Origin of the sequence: Actinoplanes sp. NPDC023936, assembly GCF_040639325.1 — a bacterium.
GTDB lineage: Bacteria > Actinomycetota > Actinomycetes > Mycobacteriales > Micromonosporaceae > Actinoplanes.
In genome coordinates, this window is record NZ_JBEZZR010000039.1 from 45,404 (window position 1) to 62,539 (window position 17,136).

12 protein-coding genes are annotated in these 17,136 nt (G+C 72.2%); 3 read left to right on the forward strand and 9 right to left on the reverse strand.

Annotated features, from left to right (window positions below; translation table 11 throughout):
- Positions 1-264: 264 nt before the first annotated feature.
- Complete coding sequence (locus AB0F72_RS34475; protein WP_360440534.1) at positions 265-1,005, forward strand: response regulator transcription factor; 741 nt, start codon at positions 265-267, stop codon at positions 1,003-1,005.
- A gap of 3 nt (positions 1,006-1,008) precedes the next feature.
- On the opposite strand, the gene accD is transcribed toward AB0F72_RS34475, so the two are convergent.
- The 5 genes from accD to AB0F72_RS34500 are packed head-to-tail and all read right to left on the reverse strand — an operon-like array spanning position 1,009 to position 5,872.
- Complete coding sequence (gene accD / locus AB0F72_RS34480) at positions 1,009-2,637, reverse strand: acetyl-CoA carboxylase, carboxyltransferase subunit beta (protein WP_360440537.1); 1,629 nt, start codon at positions 2,635-2,637, stop codon at positions 1,009-1,011.
- Between the two features lie 52 nt (positions 2,638-2,689).
- The gene (locus tag AB0F72_RS34485; protein ID WP_360440540.1) at positions 2,690-2,947 is read right to left on the reverse strand and encodes an acyl carrier protein; all 258 of its coding nucleotides are present in this window, start codon (positions 2,945-2,947) and stop codon (positions 2,690-2,692) included.
- A 29-nt stretch (positions 2,948-2,976) separates the two neighbouring features.
- Positions 2,977-4,188, reverse strand: a complete 1,212-nt coding sequence (locus AB0F72_RS34490; protein WP_360440543.1) for a ketosynthase chain-length factor — start codon at positions 4,186-4,188, stop codon at positions 2,977-2,979.
- The gene (locus AB0F72_RS34495) at positions 4,185-5,447 is read right to left on the reverse strand and encodes a beta-ketoacyl-[acyl-carrier-protein] synthase family protein (protein ID WP_360440547.1); all 1,263 of its coding nucleotides are present in this window, start codon (positions 5,445-5,447) and stop codon (positions 4,185-4,187) included. The genes AB0F72_RS34490 and AB0F72_RS34495 overlap by 4 nt, the downstream gene beginning before the upstream one ends.
- Positions 5,444-5,872, reverse strand: a complete 429-nt coding sequence (locus AB0F72_RS34500) for a cupin domain-containing protein (RefSeq protein WP_360440550.1) — start codon at positions 5,870-5,872, stop codon at positions 5,444-5,446. The genes AB0F72_RS34495 and AB0F72_RS34500 overlap by 4 nt, the downstream gene beginning before the upstream one ends.
- A gap of 158 nt (positions 5,873-6,030) precedes the next feature.
- On the opposite strand from AB0F72_RS34500, the gene AB0F72_RS34505 reads away from it, so the two are divergent.
- Entirely contained in the window at positions 6,031-7,410 is a 1,380-nt protein-coding gene (locus AB0F72_RS34505) for a serine/threonine-protein kinase (protein WP_360440553.1), read from the forward strand.
- Here the strand turns inward: AB0F72_RS34505 and AB0F72_RS34510 are convergent.
- From AB0F72_RS34510 to AB0F72_RS34525, 4 genes are all read right to left on the reverse strand, one after another.
- The gene (locus tag AB0F72_RS34510; RefSeq protein ID WP_360440556.1) at positions 7,403-7,996 is read right to left on the reverse strand and encodes a hypothetical protein; all 594 of its coding nucleotides are present in this window, start codon (positions 7,994-7,996) and stop codon (positions 7,403-7,405) included. The two genes, AB0F72_RS34505 and AB0F72_RS34510, sit on opposite strands and share 8 nt — an antisense overlap.
- An 89-nt stretch (positions 7,997-8,085) precedes the next feature.
- The gene (locus AB0F72_RS34515; protein ID WP_360440559.1) at positions 8,086-8,646 is read right to left on the reverse strand and encodes an RNA polymerase sigma factor; all 561 of its coding nucleotides are present in this window, start codon (positions 8,644-8,646) and stop codon (positions 8,086-8,088) included.
- A gap of 55 nt (positions 8,647-8,701) precedes the next feature.
- Entirely contained in the window at positions 8,702-8,878 is a 177-nt protein-coding gene (locus tag AB0F72_RS34520) for a hypothetical protein (protein WP_360440562.1), read from the reverse strand.
- A 7-nt stretch (positions 8,879-8,885) separates the two neighbouring features.
- Entirely contained in the window at positions 8,886-9,452 is a 567-nt protein-coding gene (locus tag AB0F72_RS34525) for a Uma2 family endonuclease (RefSeq protein WP_360440565.1), read from the reverse strand.
- Between the two features lie 403 nt (positions 9,453-9,855).
- Between AB0F72_RS34525 and AB0F72_RS34530 the strand changes: the two genes are divergently transcribed.
- The gene (locus tag AB0F72_RS34530; RefSeq protein WP_360440568.1) at positions 9,856-17,052 is read left to right on the forward strand and encodes a pectinesterase family protein; all 7,197 of its coding nucleotides are present in this window, start codon (positions 9,856-9,858) and stop codon (positions 17,050-17,052) included.
- Positions 17,053-17,136: the final 84 nt, after the last annotated feature.

The window sequence follows — 17,136 nt, forward strand, 5'->3', positions numbered from 1 at the left end:
CGCGTCGAGTCGTGGCAGGTGTACTGGCCGAAAGGGTAATCGCCATACCCCCTTCGGCTCATCCCGGCCGCCGGGTCCCTCTACATGGTCACGAAACCGTCATGTCACACCACAGTGGACATGCGCCGCGCCCGCAAACGAAGGCCTCCCGGCTCGATTGAGATTGGACGATACGGCAGTACGCTCGGTGGCGGCTGCGACGGCACGGGAGGAGTTCTTTTGACGAGCGAGTCATCACTGTATGGCGGCAGGATCACGAATCAGGTGACGGGACCGCTGCGGGTGCTGACGCTCGGCGGGCCGACGCTCTTCTGGGAGGGCGTGCGCCGCATCATAGACATCGAGCCGGATCTATCGGTCATCCAGGAGGCGCCCGATCCCCGTACCCCCGACGCGGTCACCCTGACCACCGCCCACCGCCCCCATGTCGTGCTGGTGGACCGCGAGCTGACCGGGCACACCACCCTCGACGTGGTCGGCGCGCTCCGCGCGAAAGCGCCGGACAGCGGCGTGGTCGTGCTCAGCGGCCAGGACGACGCCCAAGTCGTGCCGGACCTGCTCACGCTGGGCATCCGGGCCTATCTGCCGAAGAGCGTCTCCAGCGTCGAGCTGCTCGCCACCATCCGCAACGCCGGCCACGACGACGGGCAGGTCCGCCTCGTCCTGCCGGCCCGGCGCGGCCAGTTGCTGCCCGGCGGGCTGCGCGATCTCCGGCGGGACCACACCGCGCTGCCCGGCGGACCGCACAGCGTGCGACTGTCCCGCCGGGAGCACGACGTGCTGTCGCTCGCCGCCGAGGCGCTCAGCAATTCCCAGATCGCCCGCCGCCTCTTCATCAGCGAGGGCACCGTCAAGCGGCACATGCGGCACGTGTTCGGCAAGCTGAACGCGGTGTCGCGGATCGACGCGGTGAACAAGGCGATCAGCGCCGCGCTGATCCCGCCGCCGCGGATCAGCGCCGATTTCCCGGAGCCGCCCGAGGAGAACGCCTACCCGGAGCGCTGAGCCTCAGTACCGCCGGAACCGCGCCCGCCGGGCGGCCACGAGCTCGTGGGGCGCTGTTCCGTCGAGCGCGTTCAGGGTGGCCGCGACGGCGTCCCCCACGGCCGCGGTCACCTGCGCCCGGTCGGCCGGCTCGGGCACCACGGCCTCCACCACCGACGAGGCCAGCAGGTGCCGGGCGCCGAGCCGCAGCGCGCGAGCGGCCCGCGGCGCGGCGGCCGCGTCCTTCCAGAGGATGGCGGCACAACCCTCCGGGCTGATCACCGAGTAGAACGCGCCGGCCCGGCAGAGCACCCGGTCGGCGACCGCGAGCGCCAGCGCGCCGCCGCTGCCGCCCTCCCCGACGACCACCGAGACGACCGGCACCGGGAGCGAGCACAGTTGCTTGATGATGTCCGCGATCGCGAAGGCCTGGCCGCGTTCCTCGGCCGCGACACCGGGGTACGCGCCGGGGGTGTCCACCAGCGTGACGACCGGCAGCCCGAGTTTGGCGGCGAGCCGCAGCAGCCGTGCCGCCTTCCGGTAGCCCTCCGGCGAGGCCATGCCGAACCGGCGCTCGATCAGCTCCCGGGTGGTGTGGCCCTTCTGGTGCCCGAGCAGCAGCACCGGACGCCCGCGCAGCACCCCGAGGCCGCCGACGATCGCCGGGCAGTCACCCGCGAGCCGGTCGCCGTGCAGCTCGACGAAACCGTCGAGCAGCGCGGCGGCGTACTCCAGGGTGGTCGGCCGGTCCGGATCCCGCGCGTCCCGCACGGTGTCCCAGGCGTCCTTCTCCGGCAGCCGGGCCGGATCCCGGATCAGCACGTCGGGCGCCGGGCCCGGGGCCGCCGGCCGGGTCACGGCGAGCAGCCGGCCCAGGACGGCCCGCAGCTCACCGCGGGGCACGACCCGGTCCACCATGCCGTGCGCGAGCAGGAACCCGGCCGTCTGGAACCCGTCCGGCAACGTCTCCCGCACAGTCTGCTCGATCACCCGCGGCCCGGCGAAACCCATCCGCGCGGCCGGCTCGGCGATCACCACGTCGGTGCAGGCGGCGAACGACGCCGCGACACCGCCGAAGGTCGGCTCGGTGATGATCGAGACGGTGAGCAGGCCGGCGTCGTCGAGCGCCGCGATCGCCTGACTGACCTTCGCCATCTGCATCAGCGAGAGCACGCCCTCCTGCATGCGGGCGCCGCCGGACGCGGTCACGATGATCAGCGGCGTACGGTCCGCGAGAGCCGTCTCGGCGGCCCGGGTGATCCGGTCGCCGACCACCATGCCGAGGCTCCCGCCGAGGAACCCGAAGTCCATCACCGCCACCGTGACCGGGGTCCCCTCGATCGTCCCGCGCGCGCAGAGGACCGCCTCGCTGAGCCCGGTCGCCCGTCTCGCGGCCGCGAGCCGATCCCGGTACGGCCGGGAGTCGGCGAAGCCCAGCGGGTCGCGGACCGGGTCGTCCGCCGGCAGCGGCGCCACCGTGGCGTCGTCCAGCAGGTACGCGAGCCGGTCCGGCGCGGACAGCCGCCCGTGCGCGCCGCACTCCGGGCACACGCCGCCCGCCCGCGCCAGGCGACTCGCGTACGTGATCAGCCCGCAGGCCGGGCAGCGCGTGAATTCCGTGGTGACCTTGCCGGTCGTGCGCGCCGACGTCATGCCGCCGTCTCCTTCCTGTCGTGAACCGGACGACGCCCGGCCGGCCGGTGTCTCAGGCCGCGGCGCGCAGCCGGGAATTGATGAGGCCGATCGCCGTACGCGGCGTCGGCATATCGGGCACCAATTCGTCGGGAATCGACGTGCCGAATTCGCGTTCGATCCGGCTCACCATTTCCAGCATCGCGAGCGAGTCATATCCGAGGTCGGCGAAAGTGGCGTCGAGGATGTCCCCGTCGAGGGTCGCCGGATCGTCCTCACCCCCGGCCGCACGCAGAATTCTCCGAAGGTCGTCCAGCGTCAGTTCAGGCATTTTCACTCCTCGTTTTGTCGAATGCGATTTCATCGGGACAGGACAACTGCGGCGTTGAAGCCGCCGTAACCACGGCCGACGACGAGCACGTGCTCCAGGGCCACCTGCCGCGGGCTGTCCCGGACCAGGTCGAGCCGCAGCTCGTCGACCGGGCATCGCACGCCGGACGTCGGCGGGACGACGCCCTCGCGGAGCGCCATCAGGGCGGTCACCAGGTCGAGTGAGGCGCCACCGGCGTACAGGCGTCCGGTCATCGTCTTGGGGGCGGTGACCGGCACGCCGTACGGCCCGAAGATCTCGGCGATCGCCTCGGCCTCCTGCCGGTCCAGCTCGGGCACCGCCGCCGCGTCGGCGAAGACAGCGCCCACCTGATCCGGCGCCAGCCCGGCATCGGCCAGCGCGCCTCTGATCGCCCGGCCGAGGGCGGGTGGCCGGGTCGACCCGGGTGGCGGGTCGAAGGTCGCGGCGTACCCGGCGACGGCGCCGTACCGATGTGCCGCGCCGCGCTCGGCCGCGGCCTGCGCCTCCTCGACGATCAGCATGCCGCCGCCCTCGCCCGGCACGTGCCCGGCGGCGTACGCGTCGAACGGGGCGTACGCCCGGGACGGATCCGTGGCGGTGCTGAGCCGGCCCGAGCTGAGCTGGGCCACCACCCCGTACGGGCAGAGCGACGCGTCAGTGCCACCGGTGACGACCGCGCGCAGGCCACTGCGGATGAGCCGGCGCGCCTGGCCGATCGCGTCGAGCCCGCCGGCCTGCTCGGTGACGAGCACCCCACAGGGGCCGCGCAGGCCGTGCCGGATCGAGATCTGCCCGGTCGTCGCCGCATAGAACCAGGCGATCGATTGGTACGCGCCGACGTGTGACGGGCCGTCCCGCCACAGCGCCTCGATCTCGCGCTGACCGAACTCGGTGCCCCCGGAGGAGCTCGCGGTCGTCACGCCCATCTCGTACTCCGGCACGGTGGCCGGGTCGAGCGCGGCATCGTCCAGCGCCTGCGCCGCCGCGGCCAGCCCGAGGTGGGTCCACCTGTCGGTCTGCGGCACCACCCGGCCGGGCACGTGCGACCGCGGCTCGAATCCGGGCACGGTGCCGGCGACCCGCACCGGGTACCCCGACGCGTCGAACTGGCTGATGGTGGTCAGCGCCGAGCGCCCGGCGAGCACGGCCGACCAGTGCGCCGCCACGGTCCGGCCGGTGGGCGCCATCACGCCGAGCCCGGTGATCACGGCGGTCCTCACGAGGGCCCCCCGGTCAGCACCATCGCGCTCTGGAAGCCGCCGAAGCCGCTGCCCACGCTCAGCACGGTCCGCAGCCGGGCCTCGCGGGCCACCCGCGGCGTGTAGTCCAGGTCGCACTCCGGGTCGGCGTGATGCAGGTTCGCGGTCGGCGGCACGACCTGGTGCCGCAGCGCGAGCGCACACGCCGCGATCTCGATGGAGCCGATCGCACCGAGCGAATGCCCGACCATCGACTTGATCGAGCTGATCGGCACCTCGTACGCGTGCCGGCCCAGACTGCGTTTGAACGCCGCCGTCTCGTGCCGGTCGTTCTGCCGGGTACCGGAACCGTGCGCGTTGATGTGGTCGACGTCGCCGGGCGCCCGGCCGGCCTGCCGCAGCGCCGCGTCGATGGCCGCGGACATCTCCCGCCCGTCCGGCTTGAGCCCGGTCATGTGGAACGCGTTGCTGCGATTGGCGAACCCGGCCACCTCGGCGTACACCTCGGCGCCGCGCCGGCGGGCGTGCTCGTACTCCTCCAGCACGAACATCGCCGCACCCTCACCCAGCACGAACCCGTCCCGGTGCAGGTCGAAGGGGCGGGAGGCGGTGCCCGGCTCGTCGTTGTTCGCCGACGTGGCCTTGATCGCGTCGAAGCAGGCGACGGTGATCGGTGAGATCGGGGCGTCGGTGGCCCCGGCCAGAGCGACGTCGGCGCCGCCCTCCCGGATCACCTCCACGGCGTGGGCGACCGCGTCCAGGCCGGAGGTGCAGCCGGTGGAGATCAGCGCGACCGGCCCTTCGGCGCCGACGGTCCAGGCCACCTCGGTGGCGATCGTGCTGGGGACCATGTAGCCGTAGAGATGCGGCACGCCGTACGTGTGGTCGACGAGCCAGCGGCGGCCGCCGTCGCTGAGCACGACGTACTCCTGCTCCAGCGCCATCGTGCACCCGACCGCGCTGCCCACGCTCACCGTCACCCGCTCCGGCGGCAGCCCGTCCGGCGAGAGACCGCTGTCGGCCACCGACTCGCGCGCCGCGACGACAGCCATCTGCGCGGCCCGGTCCATCCGCCGCGCCTCCGGAAAGCTGAGCCCCTCCAGCAGCGGATCGAAGTCACACTCCGCCGCGATCCGGGACCGGAATCCGCCGGCGTCGAAGAGCGAGATCGGCCGGGTCGCGGTCCGCCCGCTGGAGAGCAGATCCCAGAACGCCTTGCGCCCGATGCCTCCCGGCGCGACCACGCCGACCCCGGTGATCACCACACGGCGGCCGCTCATCCGCGGTCCCCCACCACGAACTGACGCTCACCGGGGTTGGCGAGGTCCTCGGTGTCCACATGGCCCAGTTCCGGTCGCGGCGCCAGCGGTCCGAGATGAAAAACCGCCCGCACGGTACGCGTGCCGCGGTTCTCCGCCCGATGCCGGGCATTGATCGGTACGAGAACCGCCTGGTCGGGGCCCACCTCGACCGCGTTCCCCTCGATCGTGATGGTCAGCCGGCCCTCGACGACATAGAGATACTCTTCCGAGTAGGGATGGTAGTGCTCGGTCACGTACTCCCCCGGCGCCAGCGTCAGGCTGCCCATGAACCCCGAGGTGGAGGCCACCGTGCGAGGGCTCAGCAAGACCCGGATGTCGCCGCCTCGGCGTCGGTTGGGCGGCACCTCGGCGCGAGAGATTACCGACGGGCGCGTATCAGCCACCGCGTGCTCCTCAAACTCGACATGACCGCTGGGCGGGTGTGACCCCGATCCCCAGCGGAATCGCTGCCGCGAGCCTGTCAGCGCCGGGCAGAGGACCCGTCCAGGAGCGCTGGACTCACGCCACGCGGACGGCGCCGTGGCGCGGCTATGCTCGGGCAGTGGTGACCTCTCCGGTCCGGATCGGGTCGTACCGCATCGAACGGTTGCTCGGGATCGGTTCGTTCGCGACCGTCTGGCTGGGATACGACGAATCGCTCGACGCCCATGTCGCCATCAAAGTGCTGGCCGAGAACTGGAGCCACGATCTGCGGATCCGGGAGCGGTTCCTCGACGAGGCCCGGCTGCTCTGGCGGCTGGACGACGATCGCATCGTGTCGGTGCACGCGCTCGGGGAACTGCCCGACGGCCGGCCGTACTCGGTGATGGCCTGGGCGGACGGTGGCAGCCTGCGCGATCGGCTGGCCCGCGGACCGATTCCGGTCCGGCAGGCCGGTGCCCTGCTCCGGGAGATCTGCGACGGCGTCGCGGTGCTGCATGAGCACGGCATCGTCCATCGTGATCTGGCGCCCGGCAACGTGCTGTTCCGGTCCCGGCCGGCCCGAGCGGGGCCGGGTCCGCGTGCCGAGCAGGTGGTCATCGCCGACCTGGGCCTGGCCAAGGCGCTCGCCACGGCCTCCGGCCTGACCGCCCGGGCCGGGACGCCGGGCTACATGGCGCCGGAACAGGACGATCCGATGGCCGTCGTGGATCGGCGCACCGACGTCTACGGTCTGGGTCAGCTGGGCGTCCGGCTCCTCGGCGCACCGGTGCGCCGCCGTCCGGACGACCCGGTGCGGCTGCGCGACGGCGTGCCGGGCAAGGTCGCCGGTGTGCTCCGGACCGCGACCGCCCGGCGACCGGCCGATCGGTACCGGGACGCCGCGGCGCTGCGGGCGGCTCTGGACCGGGCCACGGCCGGGCCACGGACGAGGCCGCTGGCCCGCGCCGCGACCCGGGTGACGATGGGGTTCGCGGCGGCCGTCATGGTCTGCGCGCTGACGTCCGACGCGGTGGGCGGCCGGTTCGCACGGGAGCCGGGGGTGGCGGTGGACGCGACCGGCCGGATCGCCGTGCGGATCCCGGACGGCTGGCACGCCATGACGGGACGATGGGCCTGGCCCGGGCAGGCGGGTGGACCGCGATACCCGGCGCTGCTGGTGTCGCCCGACCCGGCCCGCTGGCGCACCGACGAGGCGGTCCGGGGCGCGTTCATCTCGCTCGCCCGCGACGGCACGGCCGGCCGGACGCCGGCCGCGGTCGTCGCCGAGCTCCCGCACGCCGGCTGCACACCGTCTCCGGTGCGCCGCAGCCGGCAGGCCGGCATCGATTGGGTCATCGCCGGGTTCAGCTGCTCCGACCGGCGCGGCCGGCTGGTGGAGGCCGCGGGCACGGGATCCGGCGGGACCGGTCTGGTGTACGTCCAGATCGCACCGCCGGCGGACAACGCGTCGGTCTTCGTCGACACGTTGCTCGCCGGAGTTCGGGTGCGCCCTAGCTGACGACCACCACCGTGATGGTGTGGGTCTGCGAGTCCTGCGGGATGCTGACGGTGACCGTACCCGGCCTGACGAAGCGCAGGTCGACAACGGCTGCCTCATAGCTCTGTGACACCAGGGACCGCGGCGTGGCGGTCACCAGACCGGGCCCGATTCCCTGCAGCCGCAGGACGCCACCGGTGTGGAAGCACATCGACGTGATCAGGTCCAGCACGGTGTTGCGCAGATCCAGGTCGTACCGGACGGCGCCGTAGCAGCTGCCGGTCGGCTTGGTCGAGGCCGGTGCGGAGGTGTGGGACTTGGTCGTCGTCGGTGTGACGGTCTTGGTCTTCGTCGGTGTGACGGTCTTGGTCTGCACCGGTTTCGACCCGGTCGGCGGTCTGGCGACGGCGGGCTCGGGATTCCCGGCCTGCACCGGCGCGCTGGGTGCGGTGCCCGGGACCCCGCTCGCCGCGGCGGCCGTCTCGGCGCCGGCAGCCTGCGGGGGTCGTGGTGACACCGACGGGCCGCCGCAGGCGGCGAGCGGAGCAGCCGCGATCACGGAGATCGCACCGGCGGCCGCGATATGACGGAACTTGAGATGACGCATGTCGGCTCTCTTTCATCGACTTCGTGGTCTGTCACTCGGTGAGTCACGCCGGTACCGCCTTTTGTTCGCAGATTCGTCAAGGTCATGTTTTATTGGTGGTCGAGACTGAGCCGGAGCCGGCGCCGGGCCTCGTGGATCCGCGACTTCACGGTTCCTTCCGGGATGTTGAGAAGCCCGGCGATGTCGCCGTAACTCAGGCCGAGCACGTCACGCAGGGCGGCCGCCTCCGCGTACTCCGGGGGCAGCCCGTCGAGCGCCTCCAGCAGGTCGATCCGGGTGGCGGCCACGACGCTGGTGCGCCGGGGGTCAGCCCGGTCGGGCAGCGGCACGCCGGCCGCCTCACCGTCGTGCCGGCGACGGATCACCTGGTAGGTCGAGCGGGACCGATTGGCCGCGAGGCTGTACAACCAGGTCCGGAAGGTGGACCGGCCGTGGAATCTCCCGATGCCACGGGCCACCGCCCACAGGGTGTCCTGACACGCCTCCTCGGCGTCCTCCCGGTTCGGGAGGAACCGCCCGCACAACCGGAGCGTCTCCGGCCCCACCGCGATCAGAAGCGTGTTCAGCGCGGCCGGGTCGCCCGCTGAGGCCTCCCGTGCCAGCGTTTCGATGTCTGTTCGGTCACGTTCGACAATTGCGGGATTCGCCATTCCCTGAGCATGCGCTCATTTACCACCGCCCGAGGACTATCGGTGTGCCACCGTTTCAGCGCACCCGGGCGGTGAACCGCGCCTCGGCCGCGTCGATGGCGGCGATCTGCGCGACGATCTCGCCGGGCGAGGACTCCCCGACCACCTTCTGCAGCAGCGGCGTGTGGTCCAGGATCGCGTCGCGCACCGGACGCAGCGGCGCCGGCGCGTGGTGGAACAGCTTGCCCAGCACCGGCGACTCAGATCTGGCCGAGATCCACTTCGATGCGGAAGGGCACCGCCAGTTTCACGACGGCGGTGAAGACCTCGCTGTCCCGGTAGCGGCCGGTCGCCGGATCAAGAACGTACGTGTAAACCAGGGGCGCACCGGTGGCAGCCTGCTCGACACGCCAATAGAACTGGATGCCGGCCCGCGCGTACTGATCGGCCTTGACGATCCGATCAGTCGTCTCCGACCCGGGCGACACCACCTCGACCACGAGAAGCACATGCTCGGGTCGGGTCGGAGTGATGTCGATGGTCTCCGCTCGGTAGACCGTCACGTCCGGACGACGGTTGTTGAGCGGCACGTCCCGCAGCCGGACGTCGAAGTCGGTGTCGGCGTTCCAGTCCGGCCCGGCAGCAGCGTCCAACGCGTTCGCCAGGAGCCGGGCCAGGCGGTTGTGCCGTTTCGACGCGCTCGGACTCACGACGACCATCCCGTCCACGACCTCGATGCCCGCGCACTGCTCTTCGGTCCAGTTCGCGTACTGCTCGGCCGTGACCTGCTCATGCATCCAGGCCGGCGCGACCATCTCAGCGGTCATACGCACCCCCTGAAACGTGATGGGCCATCCGGCCCACGATAGCGTGGCACCGGCCACAGCCAGCGAGTTCACGCACAGTGACTGAGCGATACCCCTCAGCGACCAGGTCCGACCGAGGGCTGCGGCCCAGCAGGTCAGCGGTTTCGCCGTGGGTGCAGGTCATCGGCCGCTTGTCCATCCCCGTGACAGGTCGCAGCCTGGCACGACCCGACCGGATCGCATGATCATTTGTCGGGCGTTGCATGACGGTCAGATTCAACCGCCTGGCCGGCCGGTCGCGTTTCGCCCGCGGACATCACGCAGAGTCACATCAGGGGTGATCATCAAGTGTCCCGCCGCGAATCGCCACGTCAACCCGCGGCCGCGCACGTCGTTGGAAGAGACCCCCATGCCGCATCGCCCCGTGAGACCGTTCTGGTCCACTCCCCGGCTGTACCGACCGGTCGCCCTCCTGGCCTTCCTCGCCCTCGGCGCCGGAAGCCTGAGCGTGACGGCTGCGTCGGCAGCCACCGACACGACCGCCCCGGGTGTCCCGGGCAGCCTGAAGACCGCCTACTACGGTCAGGTCGGCGTGTCGGTCAGCTGGGGCAAGGTGTCGGCCTCCGACACCGCGGGGTATCGCGTCTACCGGTCGACCGGCAAGACCATCGTGCCGGCCACCGACCTGCTGGGCAGCACGACCACCGCGCTGACCTTCACCGACACCACGGCGGTCGCCGGCAAGACGTACTACTACGCGGTCGCGGCCGTCGACACCACCGGCAACCTGTCCAAGCCGTCCAGTGCTGTCACGGTGAAGACGGTCGACACCGATGAGCCGGACAAGCCGGGCGGCCTCAAGCTGACCGCGTCCGCCGCCGGTGTCGCGGTGAGCTGGACCGCTGTCGGCGCCGTTCCGGACCTGGCCGGCTACGTGGTGGCCCGCTCCTCATCGTCGGGCGGCACCTTCAGCCAGCTCACCAACAGCCCGTACACCGCGACGTCGTTCCTGGACTCGGCCGCCCCGGCCGGCCGTACGTCGTACTACCGGGTCACCGCCGTCGACCGGACCGGCAACGCCTCGTCCGCGGCGACCGCTTCGGCGACCCGGCCGGCGAGCACCACCACGCCGCCGCCGACCCCCGCCGGCTTCACGGCGAAGGCAACGGCCGCCGGCGGCGCCACGCTGACCTGGACCGCCAACTCCGGGTCCACCACCTCCGGGTACGTCGTCAAGCGGTCCACCGTGGCAGCCGGCCCGTTCGCGGCGCTGACCGCGACCCCGGTGACCGGCACCAGCTACACCGACACCACCGCCCCGGCCGGCGCGAAGGCGTACTACCAGCTCACCGCGATCAACGCGGCCGGCGCCTCGGAACCCGCCTCCGCCTCGGTGGCGATTCCGAAGGACACCACGCCTCCGGCGAAACCGAGCGGCCTCAAGACGACCGCCACCACCACCGGGATCACGCTGTCCTGGTCGGCGAACAAGGAAGCCGATCTGCGGGGCTACCTGGTCTACCGGGCGGCCTCGTCGAGCGGCGCCTACACCCAGCTGACCCCGGCCGCGCTGACCGCCACCGGTTACACCGACACCACCGCACCGGCCGGCGCGAAGGCGTACTACCGGGTCACCGCGGTCGACCTGACCGGTAACGCCTCCTCCGCCGCGACCGGATCGGCCACCCGGCCGGCCGACCCCCTGGCGCTCCCGCCCACGCCGGCCGGCTTCACGGCGGTCGCCGGCAAGACCGGCGGCGTGGTCCTGACCTGGACGGCGAACGCGACGGCGACCACCACCGGCTACTCCGTCCTGCGCGCCGCCGCAGCGGCCGGCCCGTTCACCGCGCTGACCACCACGCCGGTCACCGGCACCACGCTGACCGACGCCGCCGCGCCGGCCGGAGCGACGTCGTACTACCGGCTCACCGCGGTCAACAGCGCCGGTGTCTCGCCGGCCGCCACCGCCTCGGTCACGCTCGCCGCCGACACCAAGGCGCCGGCCGCGCCGTCGTCCGCGAAGGCGACCGTCGCCGCCGCGGGCATGACCGTGACCTGGGCGGCGAACAAGGAGACCGACCTCGCCGGGTACACCGTGCAGAAGCGCAACGGCGACAAGGTCTACGTCGACTACCTGCCGGCCGCCGGCGCCACGCTCACCGCCACGACGTTCACCGACCCGACGATCACCGAGGGGACCCGCGCGTACTTCCGGATCCGCGCGGTCGACACCACCGGCAACATCTCCTCCTACAGCGCCGTCACCGCGGCCAGCCCGATGGTGAAGCCGGCCGCGCCGACCGGGCTGAAGGCTGTCGCCGACGCCACCCACGGCATCGCGCTGACCTGGGCGGCGAACAAGGAGACCGACCTCGCCGGCTACAGCATCAGCCGCTCGTCGAGCAGCGGCGGCAGCTACGTCCTGCTCGGCACGCTCACCGCGGCCAAGGCCGGCACGGCGCCCGCCTTCACCGACACCAGCGCGCCCAAGGGTGTCCCGCAGTACTACAAGGTGACGGCGCTGGACCTGGTCGGGAACGTGTCAGCGGTGTCCGGCAGCGCGTCGGCCACCTCGGCCACCGACCCGATCGCGTTGCCGATCGACTACGCGCACCTCTACGTCGCCGCGGACGGCGCCAACGGCGCGTTCCGGACGATCACCGAGGCGCTGGCGTCCCTCCCGGCCTCGAACCTGCAGCCCACGATGATCACCATCGCGGCCGGCACCTACCACGAGAAGTTCGAGATCACGTCGCCGAACGTGGTCCTGGTCGGCGCCACCGGCGACCCGGCCGACGTCGTCATCGCCGACGACAAGGCGTCGGGCACGGCGGACCCGGCCGGTGGCACCTACGGCACCGCCGACAGCCGGACCGTCTTCGTCTCCGCGAAGAACGTGACGCTGCGCAACCTGACGGTGGCAAACACCTTCGACGAGAGGGCCCACCCGGAGATCACCAGCCAGCAGGCCGTCGCGTTGCGGGTCGAGGGCGACCGGTTCACCGCCGACCACGTCCGGCTGCTCGGCAACCAGGACACGCTGCTCGCCGACACCCCCAAGCCGACCACCCGCTCCCGGCAGTACTACGTCAACAGCTACATCGAGGGCGACGTCGACTACGTCTTCGGCGCGGCCGGCGCGGTGTTCGACCGGGTGACGCTGAGGTCGCTGGATCGCGGCAAGTCCGACAACGGCGCCATCACCGCGCCCAGCACCGACACGGGCAGCAAGTACGGGTTCCTGTTCGTCGACAGCAAGGTCGTCAGCGACGCGGCGGCCGGCACCGTGCACCTGGGCCGTCCCTGGCACCCGAGCGCCGACCCGGACGCGATCGGATCGGCGGTGTTCGTCAACACCTGGCTGCCGGCCGCGATCGACGCCGCGGCGCCCTGGGAGGACATGGCCACCGCCGACTCCAGCGGCACGAAGGTCAACTTCAAGTGGCAGGACGCCCGCTTCGACGAGTACCGGAGCATCGGCCCGGGCGCCACGCTGAACGCCAACCGGCCGCAGCTGACCGACAAGGAGGCGGCGAACGCCACGCCCGCCAAGTACCTCGCCGGAAGTGACGGCTGGAGCCCGATGCTGCCGGCGACGACCGCCGCGCCGGCGTCGCCGACCGGGCTGGCGGCCGCCACCGACATCCGGGTCGTGCACCTGACCTGGAACGACGACACCTCCGCCGACGTCATCGGCTGGAACGTCTACCGGGCCGACGCCGGCACCGGCGCGCTCACCAAGGTCGCCGGCGTGGTGGCTCCCACCTTCAGCGACACGACCGTGACCAACGGCGCGAGCTACGCGTACGCCGTCACCGCGGTCTCCCGTAGCGGCGCCGAGTCGCCGGCCACGATCGGGACCACCGTCACCGTCGCGGCCGCCCCGCTGGTCGCGGACATCACCGTCGACCCGGCCGCGACCGCCGACGGGGAGACCACCTTCACGACGCTCACCGCCGCGCTCGCCGCCGCGCCGGCCGGCACCGCGACCGACCCGACGGTCATCGCGGTGGCCAAGGGCACGTACGACGAGTACCTCACGCTCGCCAAGCCGTACGTCATCGTCGTCGGCGCCACCGGCACGGCCACCGACGTCGTGATCAACGGCAACCGGGCCGCCGGCACCCCGATCCCGGGGGCCGCGCCCAACGAGGACGGCACCCCTGCCACCTACGGCACGTCCGGCAGCGCCACCGTGGTGGTGACCGGCAACGCGGTGCAGATGCGGGACCTGACGATCCAGAACTCGTACCGGGAGGGCACGTACCCCAGCGGCCAGGCGGTGGCCCTGCGTACGACCGGTGACAAGCTCGTCTTCGACAACGTCCGGCTGCTCGGCAACCAGGACACCCTGTACGCCAACTCGCCGGCGACCACCACGCAGTCCCGCGTCTACTTCCACGACGCGTACATCGAAGGCGACGTGGACTTCATCTTCGGCCGGGCCACCGCGGTGTTCGACCACAGCACCCTGAAGGCCCTCGATCACGCGACCTCCCCGAACGGGGCGGTGACCGCGGCGAGCACCGACATCAGCCAGAAGTACGGCTTCCTGATCACCGACAGCCGGATCATCGGCAGCGCCCCGGACGGCTCGCAGAACCTGGGCCGGCCCTGGCAGCCGGGCAAGACCCAGGCCGACGGGACCAGCGCCAAGGACGACAACGCCCTCGGCCAGGTGGTCGTCCGCGACAGCTGGTTGAGCTCGGTGGTCAGCGGCACCGCGACCTGGACCGACATGACCAACAGCGGCGTGGTCACCGACTGGCACACCGCCCGGTTCGCCGAGTACGCCAACACCGGACCCGGCAGCGGCGCCGGCGCCGACCGGCCGCAACTGACCGCGGAACAGGCCTCGGAGTACACCGCGGCGGCCTACCTGGCCGGCGCCGACGGCTGGAACCCGGTGGCCGACGCCGGCGCCGACGTCGCACCGGCCGCTGTCACCGGCCTGGTCGCCGGTGGCGCCGACAAGGCCGTCAACCTGACCTGGGACGACAGCGTCGAGAGCGACGTCACCGCGTACCGGGTCTACCGCGCCGACCAGCTGGTGGCGACCGTCGCCAAGGCGGCGTACACCGACAAGTCCGTGACGAACGGGACGGAGTACACGTACACCGTCGTCGCGGTGGACGCCGCGGGCAACGCCGCCCCGGCGTCGGCCACGGCGACCGCGACCCCCGGCGCGGCGCCGCTGGTCGCCGACCTGACCGTCGCCGCCGACGGCAGCGGCGACTACACCACCCTGCAGGCCGCGGTGTCCGCCGCGCCGGCCGGCACCGCCGGCAAGCCCACCGTGATCCTCATCAAGCCGGGCACCTACCGGCAGGTGGTGACGATCGCCAAGCCGTACCTGGTGATCGCCGGCGCCTCCGGTGACGCCCGTGACGTCGTGCTGACCTACGACAACGCGAACGGGACACCGGCCGGGGCTGCCACCTGCCCGACCGTCACGGCCGCCACCTGCGGAACCTCCGGCAGCTTCAGCGTCGCCGTCACGGCCGGCAACGTCACGGTCCGGGACCTGACGATCTCGAACACCTTCGACGCGGCGAAGCACCCGGAGATCGGCGCCAACAACACCCAGGCCGTGGCGCTCAAGGCGACCGGTGACCGGCAGGTCTACCGCAACGTGCGCCTGCTCGGCGCGCAGGACACCCTGCTCGCCGACTCGGCCGGCAACATCTCGGCCACCGGCGCCGGCTACGCCCGGCAGTACTACTACGACAGCTTCATCGAGGGCAACGTCGACTTCATCTTCGGCCGGGCGACAGCTGTCTTCGACCGGGTCACCATCCACGCCACCACCCGCAACGGCGGGACGATCTTCGCGCCCAGCACGGCGTCGAAGAACCCGAACGGCTACCTGGTCACGAACAGCCGGATCGTCAGTGCCAACGACCCGGGCACGTTCACGCTGGGCCGCCCGTGGCAGGGCTGGGGTGACGGCAGCCAGCCGGACAACTCCCGGGGCCAGCTCACGATCCGTGACACCACCATCAACGACGGCATCGACGCCGCCAAGCCGTGGGCCGACTTCGCGCCCCTGTCCTGGACCGACGGCCGCCTGACCGAGTACCACAACACCGGCGCCGGTGCGACTGTCAACGCCAACCGGCCGCAGCTGTCCGACGCCGACGCCGCCACCCGTACGGCCGCGACCTACCTCGCCGGCACGGACGGCTGGAACCCGGTCGCCGACGCCGCCGCCGACGTGGCACCCGCCGCGCCCCGCGGCGTGACCGCTCGGGGCGGCGCCGGACAGGTCACGCTGAGCTGGGCCGAGAACGCCGAGGCCGACATCGCGGGCTACCGCGTCTACCGGGTCACCGGCGCCGGCGCCGTGCCCCTCGACGCCGCCCACCAGGTCGGCAGCGCCCTGCTCACCAGGGCCGGCCTGATCGACACCGGACTGTCCAACGGCACTGCGTACGGCTACGCGGTGGTCGCCGTCGACGCCGCCGGGAACACCTCGGCTGCTTCGGCGACGGTCACCGCCACGCCCGCCCTGCGCGTGGACGCGACGGTCACCGCGGACGGAACCGGCAGCTACCCCACCCTGCAGGCCGCCCTCGACGCCGCCACCGGATCGGCGAACTGGGTGGTCTCGGTCGGGCCCGGCACCTATGCCGGCCCGGTGACCATGACGAAGGCCAACGTCACGCTGGTCGGCTCGACCGGGAACCCGGACGACGTCGTGATCACCAACGGCACCTCCAGCGCGGCGCTGTCGATCACCGGCTCGGCGGTCACGGTCCGCGACCTGACGGTCCGCAACACCACCGCCTCGGGCGCCGCCCCCGCGGTGTCGATGACCGGTGACAAGGTGCTGCTGGAGCACGTCACGCTCAAGGGCACCAACCGTACGGTCTTCGCCGATACGTCCACCTACACGGCGAGCGCTCGGCAGATGATCGACAACTCGGTCATCGAGGGGACCAGCGACATCGTCCTCGGCCGCGCCACCCTCGTGATCAACAAGACCACGATCGCGGTCAAGGCCGGCGGCGGCACGGTGCTGACGCCCAGCACGGCCGCGACGGCCAAGGGCATCCTGCTGATCAACAGCACGGTGACCACGCCGGCCGGCGTGACGAACATCCAGCTCGGCCGTCCGTACCGGGCCTGGGGTGACCAGTACACGCCGAACTCGGTGGGTCAGGCCCTGGTCCGGGAGACGTCCCTCGGCGCCGGCATCAACGCCGCACAGCCGTGGGGCACCGGCCCGGCCGGCGAGCCGTGGACGCTCGGCCGGCTGGCCGAGTACGCCAACACCGGCGACGGCGCGACAGTCAACGGCAACCGCCCGCAGCTCAGCCCGGCCGCCTCGGTGACGGCAACCGTCACCGACTGGCTCGGCGCGGCCACCTGGTACCCGGCCGTCCCGGCCCCGGCGACACCCGCCCCCACCCCGTCCGCCTCCACCCCGTCCGCTCCCACCCCGTCCGCCTCCACCCCGTCCGCCTCCACCCCGTCCGCCTCCACCCCGTCCGCTCCCACCCCGTCCGCTCCCACCCCGTCCGCCTCCGCCTCCGCCTCGGGCGACGGAACCCCGGCGGCCGGCGACACCGCGCCGAAGTACCTCGTCGGGGCCGACGGCTGGAACCCGACCGACGACTGACCAGCTGCCACAGTCGAGGAAAGGCCGTGTCCCGCGTCGCTGCGGGGCACGGCCTTTCCTCGACTGCCTCCTTGCCAACAAATC

Coding starts and splice junctions, on each gene's coding strand:
- accD (WP_360440537.1), bottom strand. CDS start 2,637: ATGACGTCGGCGCGCACGACCGGCAAGGTCACCACGGAATTCACGCGC.
- AB0F72_RS34485 (WP_360440540.1), bottom strand. CDS start 2,947: ATGCCTGAACTGACGCTGGACGACCTTCGGAGAATTCTGCGTGCGGCC.
- AB0F72_RS34495 (WP_360440547.1), bottom strand. CDS start 5,447: ATGAGCGGCCGCCGTGTGGTGATCACCGGGGTCGGCGTGGTCGCGCCG.
- AB0F72_RS34510 (WP_360440556.1), bottom strand. CDS start 7,996: ATGCGTCATCTCAAGTTCCGTCATATCGCGGCCGCCGGTGCGATCTCC.
- AB0F72_RS34515 (WP_360440559.1), bottom strand. CDS start 8,646: ATGGCGAATCCCGCAATTGTCGAACGTGACCGAACAGACATCGAAACG.
- AB0F72_RS34525 (WP_360440565.1), bottom strand. CDS start 9,452: ATGACCGCTGAGATGGTCGCGCCGGCCTGGATGCATGAGCAGGTCACG.